21 protein-coding genes are annotated in these 20,133 nt (G+C 69.4%); 16 read left to right on the forward strand and 5 right to left on the reverse strand.

The window, feature by feature from the left end:
• Nucleotides 1-74 precede the first annotated feature (74 nt).
• The 3 genes from D9V41_RS05915 to holA are packed head-to-tail and all read left to right on the forward strand — an operon-like array spanning nucleotide 75 to nucleotide 4,022.
• Nucleotides 75-782, forward strand: a complete 708-nt coding sequence (locus tag D9V41_RS05915; protein WP_121793610.1) for a ComEA family DNA-binding protein — start codon at nucleotides 75-77, stop codon at nucleotides 780-782.
• Nucleotides 779-3,013 (forward strand): ComEC/Rec2 family competence protein, encoded by a 2,235-nt coding sequence (locus tag D9V41_RS05920; RefSeq protein ID WP_121793611.1) that lies wholly within the window; start codon nucleotides 779-781, stop codon nucleotides 3,011-3,013. The genes D9V41_RS05915 and D9V41_RS05920 overlap by 4 nt, the downstream gene beginning before the upstream one ends.
• A gap of 34 nt (nucleotides 3,014-3,047) precedes the next feature.
• Complete coding sequence (gene holA, locus D9V41_RS05925; RefSeq protein ID WP_121793612.1) at nucleotides 3,048-4,022, forward strand: DNA polymerase III subunit delta; 975 nt, start codon at nucleotides 3,048-3,050, stop codon at nucleotides 4,020-4,022.
• A gap of 69 nt (nucleotides 4,023-4,091) precedes the next feature.
• Here holA and rpsT read toward each other — a convergent pair whose 3' ends face one another.
• Nucleotides 4,092-4,352 (reverse strand): 30S ribosomal protein S20, encoded by a 261-nt coding sequence (gene rpsT, locus D9V41_RS05930; protein ID WP_121793613.1) that lies wholly within the window; start codon nucleotides 4,350-4,352, stop codon nucleotides 4,092-4,094.
• Nucleotides 4,353-4,497: 145 nt separating this feature from the next.
• Here rpsT and D9V41_RS05935 point away from each other — a divergent pair, with 145 nt between their 5' ends.
• The 4 genes from D9V41_RS05935 (at nucleotide 4,498) to hemW (ending at nucleotide 9,821) form a co-directional block, all read left to right on the forward strand.
• Nucleotides 4,498-4,839: a hypothetical protein gene (locus D9V41_RS05935; RefSeq protein WP_121793738.1), complete on the forward strand. Its 342-nt coding sequence runs from the start codon at nucleotides 4,498-4,500 to the stop codon at nucleotides 4,837-4,839.
• Between the two features lie 16 nt (nucleotides 4,840-4,855).
• Nucleotides 4,856-6,703, forward strand: coding sequence for a translation elongation factor 4 (lepA, locus tag D9V41_RS05940; protein WP_121793614.1), 1,848 nt, complete (start codon nucleotides 4,856-4,858; stop codon nucleotides 6,701-6,703).
• Between the two features lie 101 nt (nucleotides 6,704-6,804).
• Nucleotides 6,805-8,643, forward strand: coding sequence for an AMP-dependent synthetase/ligase (locus D9V41_RS05945; RefSeq protein WP_121793615.1), 1,839 nt, complete (start codon nucleotides 6,805-6,807; stop codon nucleotides 8,641-8,643).
• A gap of 32 nt (nucleotides 8,644-8,675) precedes the next feature.
• Entirely contained in the window at nucleotides 8,676-9,821 is a 1,146-nt protein-coding gene (hemW, locus tag D9V41_RS05950) for a radical SAM family heme chaperone HemW (protein WP_243697167.1), read from the forward strand.
• A 7-nt stretch (nucleotides 9,822-9,828) separates the two neighbouring features.
• Here hemW and D9V41_RS05955 read toward each other — a convergent pair whose 3' ends face one another.
• Together D9V41_RS05955 and D9V41_RS05960 are read right to left on the reverse strand one after the other, a co-directional pair.
• Nucleotides 9,829-10,665, reverse strand: a complete 837-nt coding sequence (locus D9V41_RS05955; RefSeq protein ID WP_121793616.1) for a DUF3097 domain-containing protein — start codon at nucleotides 10,663-10,665, stop codon at nucleotides 9,829-9,831.
• Nucleotides 10,655-11,077, reverse strand: a complete 423-nt coding sequence (locus tag D9V41_RS05960) for a hypothetical protein (protein WP_121793617.1) — start codon at nucleotides 11,075-11,077, stop codon at nucleotides 10,655-10,657. Before D9V41_RS05960 ends, D9V41_RS05955 begins: the two co-directional genes overlap by 11 nt.
• A 62-nt stretch (nucleotides 11,078-11,139) precedes the next feature.
• On the opposite strand from D9V41_RS05960, the gene hrcA reads away from it, so the two are divergent.
• The 6 genes from hrcA (at nucleotide 11,140) to D9V41_RS05990 (ending at nucleotide 16,740) form a co-directional block, all read left to right on the forward strand.
• On the forward strand, nucleotides 11,140-12,171 hold the full coding sequence (hrcA, locus tag D9V41_RS05965; RefSeq protein ID WP_121793740.1) for a heat-inducible transcriptional repressor HrcA: 1,032 nt from the start codon (nucleotides 11,140-11,142) through the stop codon (nucleotides 12,169-12,171).
• Between the two features lie 9 nt (nucleotides 12,172-12,180).
• Nucleotides 12,181-13,338, forward strand: coding sequence for a molecular chaperone DnaJ (gene dnaJ / locus D9V41_RS05970; protein ID WP_121793618.1), 1,158 nt, complete (start codon nucleotides 12,181-12,183; stop codon nucleotides 13,336-13,338).
• A 109-nt stretch (nucleotides 13,339-13,447) separates the two neighbouring features.
• The gene (locus D9V41_RS05975; protein WP_121793619.1) at nucleotides 13,448-13,792 is read left to right on the forward strand and encodes an HIT domain-containing protein; all 345 of its coding nucleotides are present in this window, start codon (nucleotides 13,448-13,450) and stop codon (nucleotides 13,790-13,792) included.
• 167 nt (nucleotides 13,793-13,959) lie between these two features.
• A complete protein-coding gene (locus D9V41_RS05980) occupies nucleotides 13,960-14,949 on the forward strand; it encodes a PhoH family protein (RefSeq protein WP_121793620.1) in 990 nt (329 codons plus the stop codon).
• 28 nt (nucleotides 14,950-14,977) lie between these two features.
• Nucleotides 14,978-15,460, forward strand: a complete 483-nt coding sequence (gene ybeY / locus D9V41_RS05985) for an rRNA maturation RNase YbeY (RefSeq protein WP_121793621.1) — start codon at nucleotides 14,978-14,980, stop codon at nucleotides 15,458-15,460.
• On the forward strand, nucleotides 15,457-16,740 hold the full coding sequence (locus tag D9V41_RS05990) for a hemolysin family protein (protein WP_121793622.1): 1,284 nt from the start codon (nucleotides 15,457-15,459) through the stop codon (nucleotides 16,738-16,740). Before ybeY ends, D9V41_RS05990 begins: the two co-directional genes overlap by 4 nt.
• Here D9V41_RS05990 and D9V41_RS05995 read toward each other — a convergent pair.
• Complete coding sequence (locus D9V41_RS05995; RefSeq protein WP_166375934.1) at nucleotides 16,697-17,437, reverse strand: carbon-nitrogen hydrolase family protein; 741 nt, start codon at nucleotides 17,435-17,437, stop codon at nucleotides 16,697-16,699. The genes D9V41_RS05990 and D9V41_RS05995 overlap by 44 nt on opposite strands.
• A gap of 40 nt (nucleotides 17,438-17,477) precedes the next feature.
• Here D9V41_RS05995 and D9V41_RS06000 point away from each other — a divergent pair, with 40 nt between their 5' ends.
• Nucleotides 17,478-17,810: a cytidine/deoxycytidylate deaminase family protein gene (locus D9V41_RS06000; RefSeq protein ID WP_121793624.1), complete on the forward strand. Its 333-nt coding sequence runs from the start codon at nucleotides 17,478-17,480 to the stop codon at nucleotides 17,808-17,810.
• A complete protein-coding gene (gene era / locus D9V41_RS06005; protein ID WP_121793625.1) occupies nucleotides 17,810-18,730 on the forward strand; it encodes a GTPase Era in 921 nt (306 codons plus the stop codon). Before D9V41_RS06000 ends, era begins: the two co-directional genes overlap by 1 nt.
• Nucleotides 18,731-18,738: 8 nt before the next feature.
• Here era and D9V41_RS06010 read toward each other — a convergent pair whose 3' ends face one another.
• Nucleotides 18,739-19,017 carry an acylphosphatase gene (locus tag D9V41_RS06010; RefSeq protein ID WP_121793626.1) on the reverse strand — a complete coding sequence of 93 codons (279 nt, stop codon included), beginning with the start codon at nucleotides 19,015-19,017 and terminating at the stop codon, nucleotides 18,739-18,741.
• Between the two features lie 55 nt (nucleotides 19,018-19,072).
• Between D9V41_RS06010 and D9V41_RS06015 the strand changes: the two genes are divergently transcribed.
• Nucleotides 19,073-20,104, forward strand: coding sequence for a PHP domain-containing protein (locus D9V41_RS06015; RefSeq protein ID WP_121793627.1), 1,032 nt, complete (start codon nucleotides 19,073-19,075; stop codon nucleotides 20,102-20,104).
• Nucleotides 20,105-20,133 lie beyond the last annotated feature (29 nt).

A 20,133-nucleotide genomic window follows, 5' to 3' on the forward strand; every position in this document is an offset into this window, starting at 1 on the left:
CACACCATCGGCTCGTCCACAACCGGTCCGCCGTCACCTGACCCCGAGGTCACATCGCGCCTAGCGTCATCGGCGTGATTCGAGGTCCAGCTCCGGAGGAGACGCGTGCGGAGGTCGCACGTCGTCGGCTCGCCGAGCTCGCCGCGGCGTTCGACGCTCAATGGCAGCCCGAGGACGACCCCGCGGAGGGCGAGCCGCCCGGGCCACGACACGCGAGGCTCCGCGATCGCCACCTCGCACTCCTGGGCATCGCCGGGGTCGCGGTCCTCGTCCTGGTCGGCTGGTGGGTGCTCGCCGGCCGCCCGGAGACGATCGACGAACCTGTCGCGATCGAACCGTCGGCCGAGCCCAGTAGCGCGCCGGCGAAGGAGCTCGTGATCGACGTCGTCGGCGCCGTCGCTCGCCCAGGCATCGTGACAGTGCCGCCCGGCAGCCGAGTCCATGAGGCGATCGAGGCGGCCGGTGGACTTGTCGGTCAACCCGACACGACCTCGTTGAACATGGCCCGCGAGCTCACCGATGGTGAGCAGTTGCTCGTCGGCATCACGCCACCGCCGGTGGCGGGGGGAACCGGGGGAGCGGAGGGGCGAGCGCTCGACCTCAATCGGGCGGATCAGCCGGCGCTCGAGGAACTCCCCGGTATCGGTCCCGTGACCGCGTCAGCGATCCTGGACTGGCGTAGCGAGAACGGACCGTTCCGCAGCGTCGACGACTTGCTCGACGTCAAGGGCATCGGGGAGGCCACGCTGGCCGAGCTTCGCGATCACGTCGTCGTGCAATGAGCGCGGCGGCAGCGATCTCCGGGGCTCGACTGGGCCACGACCTGCGCGTCGTACCGGCGGCGTTGGCCGCGTGGGCCGGCGCCGCGTGGTCCGTTGCCCATGCTGCGCGGGCGCCGATGCTGCTGGCGGCTGCCGTGCTGATCGTCGCCGCCCTCGTCCACCGCCGCCCGGTCATCGCGTTCCCGCTGCTCGTGCTCGCGCTCATCTGTCTGGGGGCGGCGCTTCGACTCGCCGTCGTCGACGTCGATCCGCTCCGCAGCTGGGCGAAGGAGGGGCGTCACGTGACCGCTCATGTCGAGGTGCGAGAGGACGCCCGCACCTTCGGCGAACTCGGGCAGGCGGCGGCCGTCGTCCCCGTGCTGGTCCGCGAGGCGCAGAGCAGTGCCGGAGCGGTGCGCACACGAGCGCGGGCGACGGCGTTCGTCCGCACGGAGCCGACGGAGCTCGTCGTGGGCCGACGGGTGGTCATGGAAGGCCGGCTGGCCCCGGCGGAACGCTCCGACGAGGTCGCGACCATCAGCGTGACCCGGATCAGCCCGGTCCGCGACGGTCCGTGGTGGTGGGAGGCGAGTGAACGTGTCCGGCAAGGCATCCGCGCCGCCGTCGCGCACCACGACGGGCCGGCCGCCGGCCTCGTCCCGGCTCTCGTCAGCGGCGACGTGTCGGGCGTCGATGACGCGCTGCGCGACGACTTCCAGCGTGCCGGTCTCACCCACCTCACCGCGGTCTCGGGGAGCAACCTGACGATCGTGCTCGGCGCGGTGCTCCTGCTCGTCCGGCGGACGAGACGCAGCGGGGTGGTGCTGGCCGCGGCACTGGTCGCGATCGTGGTCTTCGTGCTCGTCGCGCGTCCCGAGCCGAGCGTCCAACGGGCCGCGATCATGGGGACGGTGGCAGTGGTCGCGATGGGCCGCGGCACCCGCGACGGGCTCCGTGCCCTCGCCTGGGCGGTCATCGCCGTCCTGCTCCTCGACCCCTGGATGAGCCGGGAGGCCGGCTTCATCCTGTCGGTGTGCGCCACGAGCGGCATCGTCGTCCTCGGGCCGCCCTTCACGCTCGGCCTGGAGCGGTGGATGCCTTCGTGGGTCGCGATGGCGATCGCCGTGCCCTTGAGCGCCCATCTCGCCTGTATCCCGACGATCGCGGCGATCTCCGGCGAGGTCTCGTTGGTCGCGGTCGTCGCCAACGTGGTGGCCGCGCCCGCGGTCGCCCCGGCGACGGTACTCGGGCTGCTCGGCGGCCTGCTGGCGCTCGTGATCGAGCCCCTGGCCCGGGTGTGCGGGTCGCTCGCGGTGGCGGCCGCGTCCGTCATCGTGGCGGCCGGGCGGCACTCGGCGTCCTTCGACGGCGCGGCGGTAGCGTGGGCGCGGCCATGGTGGGTGCTCGCCCTGCTCATGCCGTTCGTCGTGGCGGTCATCCTTGCCGTCGCGCGCCGGCCCCTGATCGCCGCCGGGCTGACAGTCGGCCTGCTGCTCGGCATCCTGCGCCCTCCGCAGACCGGCTGGCCGCCCGAGCACGCGGTCGTGATCGCCTGCGATGTCGGGCAGGGGGATGCCAGCGTCGTTCCCACGGCGCCCGGCGAAGCGCTCGTGGTGGACGTCGGGATGGAGCCGGGACCGATCGACCGGTGCTTGCGGCGTCTGGGTATCCACCGCATCCGGGTGCTGGTGTTCAGTCACGCCGACGCCGATCACGTCGCTGGGTGGCGTGGAGCGATCCGGGGCCGCACGGTGGACCGGGTCCTCGTCGGACCGTCAGGCGGTCCTGAGATCCCCGGCGTCCCGCGCGCCACCACCGCTCCCGGTGACGTCATCCGCCTGGGGGACGTGACGCTGGAGACTCTCTGGCCCGCCCTGAGCGACGATGTCGCGCCTGCCGAACGCAATGACGTCAGCCTGCTGCAGCGGGTCACGGTGCACGGAGTGCGGGTGCTGTTCACGGGCGATCTGGGGGAGGAGGCCCAGCGCCGGGCGATGCGAACGACCGACATCACGGCGGACGTCCTCAAGGTCGCTCATCACGGCAGCGCGGACCAGTCGGCGGAGTTCGTGGCGCGCACCGGAGCACGAGTGGCGACGGTGAGTGCCGGGGCCGACAACGACTACGGCCATCCCACCGCGACAGCGCTCCGACTCCTGCGCGATCACGGTATCCGGTGGTGGCGGACCGACCTGCACGGCGACGTCGCGGTCGTCCGCGACGGTGACGATCTGCGTGCCGTCACGCCGTGACGGACGTGTCGGTCGCCGTCGTTATCCTCGAGGCGTGGCCACGGCATTCGGCAAGATCCTTCTCATCACCGGCAATGCCGAGTTCCTGGCCGAGCGCACCCGCGTACGCGCGGTGCGGGCCGTGCGCGAGGAACAGGCCGATGTCGAGCTCACCGAGGCTGTGGGTGGGGGCGTCGCCGCCGGCGAGCTCGCCGCGCTGACGAGCCCCTCGCTGTTCTCCGCCTCCACTGCGCTCGTGCTCACCGAGTTGGAGAACCTCCCCGAGGCGGCGGCCGTCGAGCTGCTCGCCTACGCGGGCGAGCCGCAGCCGGACGTGGCCGTCATCCTGGTGCACGGCGGCGGCAACAAGGGCAAGGGCGTGCTCGACAAGCTGCGCAAGGCGGCGGCCGTCCATGAGATCAAGGTGCAGCCGCCGAAGTATGAGCGCGATTACATCGCGTGGGTGCGCACCGAAGCCCGCGACCTCGGTCGCTCGATGGACGAGCAGGCCGCCGGGCTACTGGTCACCTCCGTGGGACAGGATCTGCGTGCGCTCGCGGGCGCGCTCGACCAACTCACCGTGACGACCGAACCCGGCGCCCCGATCACCGGCGCGATCGTCCGACAGTACTTCGGCGGCAGGGCCGAGGTCCGCGGCTACGAGATCGCCGACGCGGCCATCGCCGGGCAACTCGCCAACGCACTCGAACGCGCCCGGTGGGCCGAGACCGCGCGGGTCGCTCCGGTGCTCATCACCTCGGCCTTCGCTGCAGGGCTTCGTCAGCTCGCCTCTCTCGCCAGCGCCCCCGGCGGCTTGCGCGATCAGGACCTCGCCGCGCAGGTCGGCGCACCGCCGTTCAAGATTCGCGCGCTGCGTCAGCAGCTGCGCTCGTGGGACAGCGAAGGTCTGCGACGCGCCATGGACGCGGTCGCCGATGCCGACGTCGAGGTCAAAGGCGGTGGCTCCGAGCCCGGGTATGCGATCGAGCGGATGATCCTGCGCGTCGCTGCCGCTCGCCAGCGCGCCTGACCTCAGGGTCGCCAGAAACGACGATGCCCGCTCCCTCGGGGGAGCGGGCATCGTGTCAGCGCGGGTGCGTCAGAGCGCAGCGGCCTTCTTGGCGATCGCGGACTTGCGGTTCGCGGCCTGGTTCTTGTGGATGACGCCCTTGGAGGCGGCCTTGTCCAGCCGGCGGCTGGTCTCGCGGGCGAGCTCCTGAGCCTTGTCGAGCTCGCCGGCCTCGACGGCCTCGTTGAAGCGGCGGACCGAGGTCTTCAGAGCCGAACGCACGGACTTGTTCCGCTGGCGCGCAGCCTCATTCTGACGGTTGCGCTTGATCTGCGACTTGATGTTCGCCACGGGGCAAAACCTGTTCTCTCATGAAACGACGGGTGACGCGGTGGTCGCGGCCGGCCGGCTTGAGGCGCGGTCGAACACGCGATCGTCAACGATACCAGCCGCAGGGGCGCCGACTCAAATCGAGGCGACCCCTAGGATGGTCGACGTGTCCATTCTTTACACCGTCCTCCTCGTCCTGCACATCGTGTGCTGGGCCGCCGCCCTCGTGGTGTACTTGCGCGACATCCGTGCACCGCGGGTCGCGCCGGGGATCGCCCACAGCATCGCGGGTGCTCTCGTCACCGGTCTGATCCTGGTGGCGCTGTGGGAGATGACCGATGTCAAGGACGGCGACCCGAATCACGTCAAGATCGGGATCAAGCTGCTCGTGGCGCTGATCGCGACCGTTCTGGCGTTCACCCAGCAGAAGAAGCCCGCCCCGAATCCGATGGCGCACGTCGTCGCGGGCCTGGTCGTGGTGAACATCGTGATCGCGTTGGTCTGGTAGACGGTAGGTGACCTCCATGTTGGGCCCGGAACCCGGCTCCACGCCCCCCGCGTTGCTGCGGAACTTCTGCATCATCGCGCACATCGACCACGGCAAATCCACACTCGCCGACCGCATGCTCCAGCACACCGGCGTCGTCGACGAGCGTGCGATGCGCGCCCAGTATCTCGATCGGATGGACATCGAGCGTGAGCGCGGCATCACGATCAAGAGCCAGGCCGTGCGCATGCCGTTCGCCAAGAGCACCGGCGACGACGCCGGCACGGTGTACGTGCTCAACATGATCGACACCCCCGGGCACGTCGACTTCACGTACGAGGTCAGCCGCAGCCTCGAGGCCTGTGAGGGCGCGATCCTGCTCGTGGACGCCGCTCAGGGCATCGAGGCGCAGACGCTCGCGAACCTCTATCTGGCACTGGACGCCGATCTGCACATCATCCCGGTCCTCAACAAGATCGACCTGCCCGGCGCGCAGCCGGAGAAGTACGCCGAGGAGATCGCCGGCATCATCGGCGGCGATCCCGACGATGTCCTGCGTGTCTCGGCCAAGACCGGCGAGGGCGTCGAGAACCTCCTCAACGTCATCGTCGACCAGGTGCCGCCGCCCGAGGGTGACGCCGACGTCCCGGCTCGCGCCCTGATCTTCGACTCGGTCTACGACACCTACCGCGGTGTGGTCACCTACGTCCGCGTGGTCGACGGCAGCCTCAGTCATCGCGATCGGATCAAGATGATGTCGACCGGGGCCGTCCACGAGATGCTCGAAGTGGGCGTCATCAGCCCCGAGCCGCTCAAGGAGAGGCGTCTCGGTGTCGGCGAGGTCGGGTACCTCATCACCGGCGTGAAGGAGGTCCGGCAGTCCCGCGTGGGCGACACCGTCACGTCGGCGGGCAAGCCCGCCGCCGAACCCCTCGGCGGCTACCAGCACCCCAACCCGATGGTGTTCTCCGGGCTCTATCCGATCGACGGCGACGACTACCCGACGCTGCGCGATGCGCTGGAGAAGCTGCAGCTCAATGACGCGGCGCTGCAGTTCGAGCCGGAATCGTCCGGTGCGCTGGGCTTCGGCTTCCGTATCGGCTTCCTCGGACTGCTCCACCTGGAGATCGTGCGCGAGCGGCTCGAGCGTGAGTTCAATCTCGACCTCATCTCCACGGCGCCGAACGTCGTCTACCGCGTGGAGATGGAGGACGGCAGCGAGGTCGTCGTCACCAATCCGAGCGAGTACCCCACGAGCGGCAAGATCGCCAACGTCTACGAGCCGATCGTCGACGCCACGGTCCTCGCTCCCGCCGACTACATCGGCGCGATCATGGAGCTCTGCCAGGCCCGGCGGGGCAAGCTCCAGGGCATGGACTACCTGTCCGAGGACCGCGTCGAGATCCGGTACACGCTTCCCATGGGCGAGATCATGTTCGACTTCTTCGATCAGCTGAAATCGCGGACCAAGGGCTACGCCTCGCTCAATTACGAGCCGTCCGGCGAGCAAGCCGCGGACCTCGTCAAGGTCGACATCCTGCTGCAGGGTGAGATCGTCGACGCGTTCAGTGCGATCGTCCACCGCGACAGCGCGTACTCGTACGGTGTCGCGCTCGCGGGCAAGCTCAAGGAGCTGATCCCGCGTCAGCAGTTCGAGGTGCCGATCCAGGCCGCCGTCGGAGCGCGCATCATCGCCCGCGAGACGATCCGCGCGATTCGCAAAGACGTGCTCGCCAAGTGCTACGGCGGCGACATCAGCCGTAAGCGCAAGCTGTTGGAGAAGCAGAAGGAAGGCAAGAAGCGCATGAAGATGGTGGGCCGTGTCGAGGTTCCCCAGGAGGCGTTCATCGCCGCGCTGTCCACCAGCGAGCCCAAGTCGTCCTGAAACGCGGCGCCACGTCCTTTCACCCGTCGGGAAAGCACTGTGGGAAGTGCGCCCGATGGGTTAGGGTGATCCACACCACAACCCCCTGGTGAAGGAGCACGATGTCCGCTGCCACTGCCACGCCCGAACAGCTCGAGATCGTCAACAACCGCGCCCGCAACGTGGGCGAGATGTTCTTCGACCGCGTCGCGAAGTCCGGTAGCCGAGAAGCGTTCCGATTCCCCGACGCCAACGAGAACTGGCAGTCCATCACCTGGGCCGAGGCCGGCGAGCATGTCACGAAGCTCGCGGCCGGCCTCATCGCGCTCGGCATCGAGCGCGAGCAGCGTGTCGCGATCGCGTCCAACACCCGCTACGAGTGGATTCTCGCCGACCTGGCCGTCAACGCGGCCGGCGCGGCCACCACGACGGTGTACCCCACCACGGTGGCCGACGACGTCGAGTACATCCTGGCCGACTCCGACAGCCGGATCGTGTTCGCCGAGGACGACGAGCAGATCGCCAAGCTCCGCGAGAAGCGGTCCGAGCTGCCCAGCGTCGCCAAGGTCGTGACGTTCGACGGCCAGACCGACGGTGACTGGGTGATCGGCCTGACCGAGCTCGAGGCGATCGGCGAGAAGCACCTCCAGGACCACCCGACGATCGTCCAGGACCGGGTGGCAGCCACACAGCCCGACGACCTCGCCACCCTCATCTACACCTCCGGCACCACGGGCCGCCCCAAGGGCGTCCGGCTGAGCCACGACGGTTGGACGTACGAGGGCGCGGCGGTCGCGGCCGGCGGATTCCTCTCCGTCGACGACTTGGAGTTCCGCTGGCTGCCGATGGCGCACTCGTTCGGCAAGGTGCTCCTCACCACCCAGCTCCAGGTCGGATTCCCGGCCGCGATCGACGGCCGCGTCCCCAAGATCGTCGAGAACCTCGCGGTCGTGCAGCCGACCTTCATGGGTGCCGCTCCGCGTATCTTCGAGAAGGCCTACGGCCGCATCGTCGGCATGATGGAGGAGGAGGGCGGCGTCAAGCTCAAGCTCTTCCGATGGGCCGAGAAGGTGGGCCTGCAGCACTCCCGCCTCGAGCGCGCCGGCAAGACGATCCCTGCTCCGCTCAAGATCCAGTACGCGATCGCCGACAAGCTCGTGTTCACCAAGATCCGCGCGCGATTCGGCGGGCGGGTCCGATTCTTCATCTCCGGCGCCGCGGCCCTGTCGAGTGACATCGCCGAGTGGTTCCACGCCGCCGGAGTGCTGGTGCTCGAGGGGTACGGCCTGACCGAGACCTCGGCCGGCTCATTCGTCAACCACCCCGACGATTTCAAGATCGGCACGGTGGGCCTGCCGATGCCCGGCACGGAGGTCAAGATCGCCGAGGACGGCGAGGTCCTCATCAAGGGGCCCGGCGTCATGCGCGGCTACCACAACCTCGAGGCCGAGTCGGCGTCCTCGCTCACCGAGGACGGGTGGCTCGCCACCGGTGACATCGGCCACCTCGACGCTGACGGCTTCCTGACCATCACCGACCGCAAGAAGGACCTGTTCAAGACCTCGGGCGGCAAGTACGTCGCGCCGTCGCACATCGAGGGCATGTTCAAGGCGGTCTGCCCGCTGGCCAGCCAGATGGTCGTGCACGGCAGTGAGCGCAACTTCTGCTCCGCGCTCATCACGCTGGACCCCGACGCCGTGGAGGGCTGGGCGCAGCAGCACGGCATGACCGGCAAGCCGTACGCGGAGGTCGTCTCCTCGCCGCAGATGCAGCAGGAGATGGAGGGCTATATCGCCGAGCTCAACACCAAGTTGAACCGCTGGGAGACGATCAAGAAGTGGGCGATCCTCGACCACGATCTGTCGGTCGAGTCGGGCGAGATCACGCCGAGCCTGAAGGTCAAGCGGCGCGTCGTGGAGGAGAACTACAAGGACATCCTCGACGGTTTCTACACCGCCTGAGGGTCTTGCTGCCGGCCGCTAGGCTGGCTCGCGTGACCGCCGAAGGAGCGACCGCCAGGGAGTGGGGTCGCTCCTTCGGCCTTTATCTCCACGTGCCGTTCTGCGACGTGCGATGCGGATACTGCGACTTCAACACCTACACGTCCGACGAACTGGGCGAGGGCGCGACGCGGGCGCAGTACGCAGACTCGGCGCTCGCCGAGATCGCCCTCGCACATGAAGCGGTGGGGGAACGGCGGATCGACACGGTCTTCGTCGGCGGAGGGACGCCCACACAGCTGGCTTCGTCCGAGCTCGTCCGCATGCTGCGCGGCATGGAGAACGCCTTCGGCTTCGCGCCCGGCGTGGAGGTGACGACGGAGGCCAATCCCGACAGCGTCACCCCCGCCTCGCTGGCCGAGCTGCGAGAAGGCGGTTTCACCCGGATCTCGTTCGGCATGCAGTCGGCCGTGCCCCACGTGTTGGCGATGCTCGACCGGACCCACGACCCGGCGAGGGTGCCGCAGGCGGTGCACTGGGCGCGCGAGGCCGGCTTCGAGCAGGTCAGCGTCGACCTCATCTACGGCACCCCCACCGAGAGCGTGGACGACTGGCGCCGCACGGTCGAGGACGCACTGGCGATGGAGCCCGACCACATCAGCGCCTACGCGCTCATCGTCGAGCAGGGCACGGCGTTCGCTCGCAAGGTCCGTCGCGGTCAGGTCACGATGCCCGACGACGACGAGACCGCCGACAAGTACGTCCTCGCCGACGAGCTGTTCTCCCAGGCCGGGCTCCAGTGGTACGAGCTGTCGAACTGGGCTCGTGACGACGCCGGGCGCTGTCGGCACAACCTCGGGTACTGGTACAGCGGCGACTGGTGGGGGATCGGGCCGGGCGCTCACTCCCACGTGGCCGGCGAGCGCTGGTGGAACGTCAAACATCCCGCGGCCTACGCCCAGCGGACGGCGAACGGCGTGTCGCCGCGCATGGAGGGCGAGCGGCTCGATGCCGCGTCACGTCGGCTCGAGGACGTCATGCTGCGCATCCGCTTGCGCGAGGGCATCGAGCGAAGCGCACTGGCGGGCGATCCGGAACCGCTGATCGCCCAGGGCCTGCTCGAACCGCGCGGCGACCGCGTCGTACTCACCCTCGACGGCCGGCTTCTCGCCGATCACGTCGTCCGTGAACTGACGTAGCGCCCGGTCACCCCACGGTGGCGAAGTCGATGAGTTCCTCGACCCGGCCGAGGAAGGCGGGCTCGAGGTCCGTGTAGGTCCGCACCCGCGACAGGATGTGCTTCCACGCGCGGGCGATGTCGGCCTGCTCCGCGTGCGGCCAGCCGAACGCGGAGCAGATGCCCCGTTTCCAGTCGGTCCCGCGCGGGACGGTCGGCCACTGCTGCACACCGAGTCGCTCGGGCTTGACCGCCTGCCACACGTCGACGTACGGATGGCCGACGACCAGGACGTGCGGATGAGCGCTGAACTGCTCGGCGATGCGCGACTCCTTGGAACCGGGAACGAGGTGGTCGACGAGGACACCGAGGCGCCGCTCGGCGGTGGGCGCGAAGTCCGCCACGATGGCGGCGAGGTCGTCGATGCCGCCCAGGTATTCCACGGCGACGCCCTCGGCGCGGAGGTCGTCGCCCCACACCTTCTCGACGAGCTCGGCGTCGTGCCGCCCCTCGACGTAGATCCGGCTCGGCAACGCGACCTTGGCGCGGGAATCCGCCACGACGCGGGAGCCCGACGCGGTGCGGGTGGATGCCGCGGGAACGGCGCGGGCGGGTGCGACGAGAACGACCGGCTTGCCCTCCAGGAGGAAGCCCGGCCCGAGCGGGAACGTCTTGCGGCGCAGGCGGCGGTCCTCCAGTTCGACGACCCCGAGGTCGCGCTCCACCCGGGTGATCTCTCCGACGAAGCCGGTGGTGGCCTCCTCGACGACGAGACCCGGATCGGCGGCCAGCTCGGTCGAACGGCCGCGGGGAGGACGGCGCCAGTCGCCGGACAGCACGTCCTGGCCGTAGCGGTCAGAGCCCATGGACGATCTCCAGGAGTCGCTGGTGGAACCGCTCGACGTCGTCCTTGGAGCCCGCATCGAGCGTGGTGTCGGCGATGAGCCCGAGGGCGAGGTCGATGGCAGCCGGCCAGCTGGGAGGCACGTCGGCGGGTACGTCGTCGGTGACGAGGGCGCCGAGCGCCACCTGGGTGGTGCCGTCCTCGGTCACGACCATCGCGAGTTCCCCGCCTTCGGGTCCGTCGCCGAGGAACGCGATCTCCACGAATGCCGTCCCGAGCTGCGTGGCCCAGGCGCCGGCGAGGGAGCCTCCTCGCGACTCGTGGGCGATCACGGAGCCGTCGGGGGCGGTGACCCGGTAGGGCGTGTACAGCAGGGTCTCGTCCTGCGAGCTCACCGCGATCGCGCCGTCGTCGCGCACCTCGAGATCGACCACCTCGCTAGACTGGCACTTGAAATCCGCGAGTGCCAGTGCGACACGGGGAGGTGAGCACGATCATGTCCGAGGAACGTCGGCTCGAGGTGCTGCGCGCCATCGTCGAGGACTACGTCGCCACACAAGAACCCGTCGGATCGCGTGCCCTCGTGGAGCGCCATCACCTGGGGGTGTCGCCGGCGACGATCCGTAACGACATGGCCACGCTCGAGGACGAGGGGTACATCACCCAGCCGCATACGAGCGCTGGTCGCATTCCGACCGACAAGGGCTACCGGATGTTCGTCGACCGGCTCGCCACCGTCAAGGCGATGTCGTCGGCCGAACGGCGCGCCATCGAGACGTTCCTCGCCGGTGCCGTCGACGTCGACGACGTCATCCAGCGCAGCGTCAAGGTGCTCGCTCAGCTCACCAACCAGGTGGCGATCGTGCAGTACCCGTCACTGACCCGGTCCACGGTGCGCCATATCGAGCTCGTCGCGCTGGAGTCGGCGCGCGTGCTCCTGGTCGTCATCACCAGCAGCGGACGCGTCGAGCAACGCATCGTCGAACTCGAGGAGACGCCGAACGAGGAGCTCGTGGCCGATCTGCGATCGCGGATCATCCGGGCGACGGTGGGCGAGCGGCTGCCGGAGGCCTCGCTCAACCTCGCCGAGATCATCGGCAGCTTCGCCCCCGGTGACCGGCCCATCGTCACGAGCATCGTCACCACGCTCAGCCAGACGTTCTCCAACGAACGCTCCGACGAGCGCATCGCCGTGGGCGGGACGGCCAACCTCGCCCGTTTCGGTACCGATTTCGACACCGCCATCCGCCCCGTGCTGGAGGCGCTGGAGGAGCAGGTCGTCCTGCTGAAGCTGCTCGGCGAGGCCAGCCGGCCGCGTCCTACCGAGCATCCGCGGGTCCGGATCGGCTCGGAGACCGGGCACGAAGGCTTCGCCGGGACCGCCGTCGTCTCCAGCCCCTATGGGTCGGACGCGGAGATCCTGGCGACGCTCGGTACCGTCGGACCCACCCGCATGGACTACCCGGGGACGATCGCCGCCGTCAGTGCGGTCGCCCGTTACGTCGGCCGGATCCTCGCGGACGGCTGAGGAAGAGACATGGCACAGGATTACTACGAACTCTTGGGTGTGACGCGTCAGGCGACGCCCGAGGAACTGAAGAAGGCGTACCGCAAGCTCGCCCGCACGTTGCACCCGGACGTCAACGATGCGCCGGATGCCGCGGAGCGCTTCAAGGAGGTCTCGCAGGCCTACGAGGTGCTCTCCGACCCGCAGAAGCGCGCGGTCTACGATCGCGGCGGCGATCCGTTCGGCGGCCGCGGCATGGGCGGCGGATTCGGCCAGGGCTTCAGCTTCGACGACATCATGGACGCGTTCTTCGGCCAGGGCGCGTCCTCACGCGGTCCCCGCTCCCGGGTGCAACGCGGTTCCGATGCGCTCCTGCGTGTGGCGATCACGCTTGCCGACGCGGCGTTCGGCGTCACCCGCGAACTCAAGGTCGACACGGCTGTCGTCTGCGACGTGTGCGCGGGCTCGGGCGCTCGCGAGGGCTCTGAGCCGGTCACCTGCGGGACGTGCCACGGGCACGGCGAAGTCCAGTCCGTGCAGCGTTCGCTGCTCGGCGACATTCGCACCTCGCGTCCGTGCCCCACGTGCCACGGTTTCGGCACGGTCATCCCCGATCCGTGCCAGGAGTGCGGCGGGGACGGCCGTGTCCGGGCTCGCCGGAGCATCACGGTCAACATTCCCGCCGGCGTCGACGACGGCAACCGCATCCAGCTCGCGGGCGAAGGCGAGGTCGGCCCCGGCGGTGGTCCGGCCGGCGACCTCTACGTCGAGGTCCGCGTGCAGCGGCACGAGATCTTCACCCGCAAGGGCGATCAGCTGGCCTGCCAGGTCACGGTGCCCATGACGGCGGCCGCGCTCGGGACCCGCGTCGAGATCCCGACGCTGGAGTCCGAGCGTGCCGACCTGGCCGACTCGTCGCCCGCCACCGTTCCGATCGACGTGCCCGCCGGCACGCAGTCGGGGGAGACGATCATCGTTCGCGGCCAGGGCGTCACGCGCCTGCGCGGCAGCGGGCGGGGCGATCTCGTGGTCCAGGTCGTCGTCGAGACGCCCACCGGGTTGGACGAGCGGCAGCGCGAACTGCTCCTCGACCTCGCCCGGCTCCGTGACGAGGAACGTCCCGAGACCGTCGTGAGCCACGCCCACCGAGGCGGCGTCTTCGGGCGCATCCGCGACGCCTTCAAGTGACGTCGCGCGGCCCTCACCCGTCCTTGCGTCATACCTTTCGAGGTCGGCAGCCCACAGAACGTATGACGCAAGGAGGCGAGGGATCTGCCGGCGTTCGTACACTGACGCCATGGCCTCAGACTGCGTGTTCTGCAAGATCGCCGCGGGAGAGATCCCGGCCGAGATCGTTGCCGAGTCCGACCAGACCGTCGCCTTCCGCGACATCAACCCCAAGGCGCCGGTGCACGTGCTGGTGATTCCCCGCGAACACCAGCCCGACATCGCGAGCCTCGCCGCAGCGTCACCGGCCGTCGCAGCCGAGGTGCTCGAACAGACCCGGGTCGTCGCGCGGCAGGAGAGCTACGAGGACTACAACATCGTGTTCAACACCGGTGCGGAGGCCGGCCAGACCGTCTTCCACGCGCACGCTCACGTGCTCGCCGGCGTCGACGTCTCGAAGCTCTTCCTGGCCTGAGCTCGCCGCTCTCGCCGGCGAGCGGTGCGGCGGCAACGGGCAACGTGTCCGCGCGCCTGATGCGTTGTCCACGCACCCCGCACGGGTCCGTGAGGTGGAACCCCACCGCCCGAGGTATGGCGCGAATGGCGACGCGCGAGTGCGCGGGCACGTAGACTGGAGACCGTATGACTGATGACATTCGCGCTCGCCACGTGTTCACCGTGCCGTCGAGCGTCCCGGCAGTGGCCCTGTTCGGTCCTGCCGACGAGTTCCTGCGCCTCATCGAGGACTCCTTCGAGGCGCGCATCCATGCCCGTGGCAATGAGATCTCGGTCGAGGGCGAACCGCCCGAGGCCGCCCTCGTCGAGCGACTGCTCGACGAACTCGTCACGATCCTGCGCACCGGGCAGTCGCTGAGCCGCGAGACGGTCGAGCGCAGCATCGCGATGCTGCGCACCGAGACCCAGGAGCGTCCCGCCGAGGTGCTCAGCCTCAACATCCTGTCCAACCGTGGCCGCACCATCCGGCCCAAGACGCTCAACCAGAAGCGCTACGTCGACGCCATCGACGAGCACACCATCGTGTTCGGCATCGGTCCGGCCGGAACGGGCAAGACCTATCTCGCCATGGCCAAGGCCGTGCAGGCACTGCAGGCCAAGGAGATCACCCGCATCATCCTGACCCGGCCGGCGGTCGAGGCGGGCGAGCGGCTCGGGTATCTGCCGGGCACGTTGAGCGAGAAGATCGATCCCTACCTGCGGCCGCTCTACGACGCGCTGCACGACATGCTCGACCCCGAGTCGATCCCCAAGCTGCTGACCAGCGGGGTCATCGAGGTCGCGCCGCTGGCCTACATGCGCGGCCGCACGCTGAACGACGCGTTCATCATCCTCGACGAGGCACAGAACACCACCGCCGAGCAGATGAAGATGTTCCTCACCCGACTGGGCTTCAACTCCAAGATGGTCGTGACCGGCGACGTCACGCAGGTCGACCTTCCCGGCGGTGCCACCAGCGGGCTGCGGGTCGTGGAAGGCATCCTCGGCGACGTGCGCGACATCCACTTCTCGCGACTGACCAGCAACGACGTCGTCCGGCACAAGCTGGTCGGGCGCATCGTCGCGGCCTACGACACCTACGAGGCCGGGTCGTCGCGACGTCAAGGGAGCTCATGAGCGAGCCTGAGCGACGCGGGGCGCCGGCATGAGTGTCGATGTCCTCAACGAGTCCGGGATCGAGGTCGACGTCGCCACGCTGACCCGGCTCTGCCGTTTCGTGCTGCGCCGCATGCGGCTGCATCCCCAGACGGAGATGACGATGCGGCTCGTCGAGCCGGCCACCATCGCGACGCTGAACGAGCAGTGGATGGGCAAGCAGGGGCCGACGGACGTGCTCTCCTTCCCCATGGACGAGCTCAGCCCCGGCCGCGCCGAGCCGGACGAAGACGACGATGCGGGCTACCTCGGCGACATCGCGCTGTGCCCGCAGGTCGCCGAGCAGCAGGCGCCTGCCGCGGGTCACGACCGCGACGACGAGATCGCGCTGCTGACCGTGCACGGGATGCTGCACCTCATGGGGTACGACCACGCCACCCCGGAGGAGCACGCCGAGATGTTCGGCATCCAGGGCCGTCTCCTGGTCGAGTGGCACGAGACGGCCGCGGGAAAGGACCCTGACGCGCCGTGACCGTGACGCCGTTGGTGCTCGCCGTGGTCCTGGCCGTGGTGGCCGGCGTCCTGGTGAGCATCGATGCGGCCATCTCGTCGTTCTCTCGCGCCCGCGCGGAGGAGCTCGCGGAGTCGGGCAGTGCCGGAGCCAAACGGCTGGGCACGATCCTGGAGGATCCGGCCCCGTACCTCAACACCGTCCTGCTGCTGCGCATCCTCGCCGAGACGGCGAGCATCGTGCTGGTCGCCGCCGTCATCGCCGACCAGGTGGAGGGACTGTGGAGCAACGTCCTCATCGCGGTCGCGATCATGGCGGTGGTGAGCTTCGTGGCGATCGGCGTGGGTCCCCGGACGGTCGGCAAGCAGCACGCCGAACGCATCGCGATCGCCTCCGCCTGGCCCGTCATCGTGCTCACGGCGCTGCTCGGACCGTTGCCCAAATTCCTCATCCTCGTCGGTAATGCGTTGACGCCGGGTAAGGGATTCAGCGAGGGTCCGTTCGCCTCCGAGGTCGAGGTCCGCGAACTCGTGGACCTCGCTGCCGCCTCGGCGGTGATCGAGAGCGACGAGTCGCGCATGATCCAGTCCGTCTTCGAACTGGGCGACACCATCGTGCGCGAGGTCATGGTGCCGCGGACCGACCTCGTCTTCATCGAGCAGCACAAGACCCTGCGCCAGGCGATGAGCCTCGCGCTGCGCAGCGGCTACTCGCGGATACCGGTCGTGGGGGAGAACCTCGACGACGTCGTGGGCATGGCCTACCTCAAGGACATCACCAAGCGCGTCTTCGACAATCACGTCGCCGAGACCACCGAGAAGGTCGACTCGATCAGCCGGCCCTGCATGTTCGTGCCGGACACGAAGAAGGTCGACGACCTGTTGCGGGAGATGCAGGCCGAGCGCACGCACGTGGCGATCGTGGTCGACGAGTTCGGCGGCACCGCCGGCATGGTGACGATCGAGGACATCCTGGAGGAGATCGTCGGCGAGATCACCGACGAGTACGACACCGAGCCGGATGAGCGGGAGCGGCTCTCGGACGGCTCCTGGCGGGTCAGCGCCCGGTTCGAGGTCGACGACCTCGAGGAACTGTTCGGCACGCCGGTCGAGGACGACGACGTCGACTCCGTCGGCGGTCTGATGGCCAAGTATCTGGGCAAGGTGCCGATTCCGGGCAGCGTGGTGGAGATCGACGGCCTGCGGTTCGAGGCACAGGCGCCCGCCGGACGGCGTAACCGCATCGGCCGGGTACTCGTCAGTCGTGCCGACTCGGTGGACGGCGAGTCTCCCGAGCGGTGAGCTCGAAGACCACCAAGCTCTCGTCTCGCCCTTCGGCGGCAGCGAGCCGGCTGCCCTCGCGCCAGGCTGCGCTGCGCCCGGCCGGCGTCCAGCCGCCCGTGGGCGCGGCATGGTTGGCGAACGCCACGACCCCGCCGATCCGGCCGGCAGCGTCGGCCGCCTGCTGAGCCTCGAGCTCGTATCCCTCCGCGGACACGAGTGAACCGAGTACCCAGGCGTCGGCCTCGAGCCGAGCGGTCTCGTCGACCTGTCCAGCCGCGCCCAGGTCGGCGCACACCCCGAGTGCGACTCGCACGTCCCCGAACGTCAGCACGAGCGGCTCGGTCCCCGGTGTGAAGACGTCCGCCTCGCGGCCGAAGAGTCGTCGTTTGGCGTAGCTGCGCGTGCTCTCGCCGTCGATGACGACCGCGGCGAGTCGCCGTCGTCCGTCGAGCAGGGCCGGCGCGCCGACGACGGCGGTGATGCCGGCGGCGGCGCAGGCCCGGCGAATCGGTTCCAGACGCGGGTCGTCCTCGGTCACGGTGAGGGACGGGGCGACGGCGACGAGATCCAGCTCGTACCCGGTCAGCGACAGCTCAGGAAAGGCCACGAGCTGAGCTCCGACCCCTGCCGCGCGCTCGATCCACTCGACGTGGTGGGCGACGTTGGCGACGACGTCGCCGCGGAGGCTGGCGGACTGGACGAGAGCGACGCGCACGATGCGAGAGTAGCCGGGGTCGCCCGTTACCCTTCACCTCATGGACTTGTCCGCTGAAGACGCCAAACTCGTCACGCTCGCCCGCGCCACGAGAGCGCGCAACGCGGTCTCGCAGGGCGCGGCAGTGCGTGACCTCGACGGCCGTACCTACACGGCGTCGACGGTGGCGATGGACTCGCTCAAGCTCTCGGCGTTGGACCTCGCCGTCGCGATGGCCGTGTCCTCGGGCGCCAAGGGTCTCGAGGCCGCGGCGGTCGTCACCGAGGGTGACGTCCCGATCCGCACCGACACGGTCGCGGAGTTCGGCGGTACCGGTGTCCCCGTCATCGTCGCCGACGCCACCGGCACCGTCGACACCGTCCTGGACGCCTGATGAGCGAGGTCTTCCGCTCCGGTTTCGTCTGCTTCGTGGGCCGTCCCAACGCGGGGAAGTCGACGCTCACCAACGCGCTCGTGGGTGACAAGATCGCGATCACCTCCTCGCGGCCGCAGACGACACGCCACGCCGTGCGCGGACTGGTGCATCGTCCCGACGGTCAGCTCGTGCTGGTCGACACCCCGGGCCTGCACAAGCCGCGCACGCTGCTGGGGGAGCGGCTCAACGACCTGGTGCGCTCGACATGGTCCGAAGTCGACATCGTCGGCATGTGCTTCCCCGCCGACCAGCGGATAGGTCCCGGCGACCGCTTCCTCGTGCGAGAGCTCTCCTCGCTGCGGCGCAAACCGATGTTCGCGATCGCCACGAAGACCGACCTCGTCTCTCCCGAGCGGCTCGCCCAACACCTGCAAGCGATCGCCCAGGCCGGCCAGGACGAAGGCATCGAGTGGGCGCAGATCGTTCCGGTGTCGGCCGTCGCCGGTGACCAGGTCGGGCTCTTGGCCGATCTGCTCCTCGCGGCTCTGCCCGAGGGCCCGGCGTTCTACCCGGAGGGACAGCTCACCGACGAGCCGGAGGAGACTCTCGTCGCCGAGATCGTCCGCGAAGCCGCGCTCGAAGGCATCCACGACGAACTGCCGCACTCACTCGCCGTCACGGTCGAGGAGATGGTTCCCCGCGAGGACCGGCCCGCCGACAAGCCGTTGCTGGACGTCCGGGTCAACGTCTACGTGGAGCGCGACAGCCAGAAGGGCATCATCATCGGCAAGAAGGGCGCCCGGCTGCGCGAGATCGGCGCGACCTCGCGTCAGCAGATCGAGCGGCTGCTCGGAACCCCGGTGTACCTCGACCTCCACGTCAAAGTCGCCAAGGATTGGCAGCGCGACCCCAAGCAGCTTCGCAAGCTCGGCTTCTAGCGGTTGGCTCAGCGGGTGGAGAATCCCGTGGCGCCGGTCGGCTGACACTCGTCCACCTCCACCGCCTCGACGGCGGCGCGGGGAGGGCCGGTATGGCACCAGTCGATCAGCTGTTGCACGGCCGCGGCCGGCCCTTCGAACATCGCCTCGACGCTGCCGTCCGAGAGATTGCGGACCCAGCCGTCGACCCCGGCCTGGCGTGCCTCCTGCTCGCACGAGGCACGGAAGAACACGCCCTGGACCTGCCCGCGGACGATGACATGGCGAGCGATCACGTCGTCGGTCATGTCTCCATCACACCATCGCGAGGCGCGTGGCGTGCCCTGATGGCACGATGCGGACATGGATCCCGTCGACGCCCTGCGCGAGATCGGCTTCTGGCTCGAGCGTGAGCGGGCCACGTCGTATCGGGTCGAGGCGTTCCGGCGCGCGGCGACGGTCCTGGCGCCGCTGGGCCCGGACGAGGTGGCTCGCCGCGCCGAGCGCGGCGAACTGGCGCGGATGAAGGGGATCGGCCCGAAGTCGCTCGCCGTCGTCGAGGAGGCGCTCGCCGGTGGTGTGCCGGCCTATCTGGCCGACCTCCGTTCCCGAAACGACGGGCCGCTCGCCGTCGGCGGCCGGGAACTGCGTGCGCGGCTGCGCGGCGACCTCCACACGCACTCGGACTGGTCCGACGGCGGCTCGCCGATCGAAGAGATGGTGCGTGCGGCGCGCTGGCGCGGGCGCGAGTACGTCGCGCTTACCGACCATTCCCCGCGACTGACGGTGGCCAACGGGTTGAGCGCCGATCGTCTGCGTGCCCAACTCGATGTCGTGGACGCCATCAACGACGAGTCCGAGGACCTGTCGCTGCTCAGCGGCATCGAGGTCGACATCCTCGAGGACGGCCGGCTGGACCAGGACGACGACCTCCTCGACCGGCTCGACATCGTGGTGGCGAGCGTCCATTCGAAGCTGCGGATGGACCCCGGTCCCATGACGCGCCGCATGATCCGCGCGATCGAGCACCCCCGGACCAGGATCCTCGGGCACTGCACGGGCCGCCTGGTGGAAGGCAGCCGAGGCAAGCGGCCGCAGTCGCAGTTCGACGCGACGGCGCTGTTCCAGGCGTGCGTCGAGCACGACGTGGCCGTCGAGATCAACTCGCGGCCCGAACGGCAGGATCCGCCCGAACGTCTCATCGACATCGCCCTGGACGCCGGCTGTCTCTTCGCTATCGACACCGACGCGCACGCCCCCGGCCAGCTCGACTTCCTCGACTACGGGGCCGAGCGCGCGGCGGCGGCCGGAATCCCGGCGGAGCGGATCGTCACGACGTGGCCGCTGGATCGACTCCGCGCCTGGGCCGGCTCGACCGAGGAGGTGGTCGAGTAGTTGCGAGGGACGAGCGGCGTAGCGAGACC

The organism is Aeromicrobium phragmitis (assembly GCF_003674095.1).
Classification (GTDB): Bacteria; Actinomycetota; Actinomycetes; order Propionibacteriales; family Nocardioidaceae; genus Aeromicrobium; species Aeromicrobium phragmitis.

Excerpts from the sequence above, each read along its gene's own strand:
- D9V41_RS06000 (WP_121793624.1), top strand. The coding sequence starts at position 17,478 with ATGGACTTGTCCGCTGAAGACGCCAAACTCGTCACGCTCGCCCGCGCC.
- D9V41_RS06010 (WP_121793626.1), bottom strand. The coding sequence starts at position 19,017 with ATGACCGACGACGTGATCGCTCGCCATGTCATCGTCCGCGGGCAGGTC.
- lepA (WP_121793614.1), top strand. The coding sequence starts at position 4,856 with ATGTTGGGCCCGGAACCCGGCTCCACGCCCCCCGCGTTGCTGCGGAAC.
- D9V41_RS05980 (WP_121793620.1), top strand. The coding sequence starts at position 13,960 with ATGACTGATGACATTCGCGCTCGCCACGTGTTCACCGTGCCGTCGAGC.
- D9V41_RS05955 (WP_121793616.1), bottom strand. The coding sequence starts at position 10,665 with ATGGGCTCTGACCGCTACGGCCAGGACGTGCTGTCCGGCGACTGGCGC.
- D9V41_RS05975 (WP_121793619.1), top strand. The coding sequence starts at position 13,448 with ATGGCCTCAGACTGCGTGTTCTGCAAGATCGCCGCGGGAGAGATCCCG.
- hrcA (WP_121793740.1), top strand. The coding sequence starts at position 11,140 with ATGTCCGAGGAACGTCGGCTCGAGGTGCTGCGCGCCATCGTCGAGGAC.
- D9V41_RS06015 (WP_121793627.1), top strand. The coding sequence starts at position 19,073 with ATGGATCCCGTCGACGCCCTGCGCGAGATCGGCTTCTGGCTCGAGCGT.
- ybeY (WP_121793621.1), top strand. The coding sequence starts at position 14,978 with ATGAGTGTCGATGTCCTCAACGAGTCCGGGATCGAGGTCGACGTCGCC.
- dnaJ (WP_121793618.1), top strand. The coding sequence starts at position 12,181 with ATGGCACAGGATTACTACGAACTCTTGGGTGTGACGCGTCAGGCGACG.
- era (WP_121793625.1), top strand. The coding sequence starts at position 17,810 with ATGAGCGAGGTCTTCCGCTCCGGTTTCGTCTGCTTCGTGGGCCGTCCC.
- D9V41_RS05920 (WP_121793611.1), top strand. The coding sequence starts at position 779 with ATGAGCGCGGCGGCAGCGATCTCCGGGGCTCGACTGGGCCACGACCTG.
- D9V41_RS05945 (WP_121793615.1), top strand. The coding sequence starts at position 6,805 with ATGTCCGCTGCCACTGCCACGCCCGAACAGCTCGAGATCGTCAACAAC.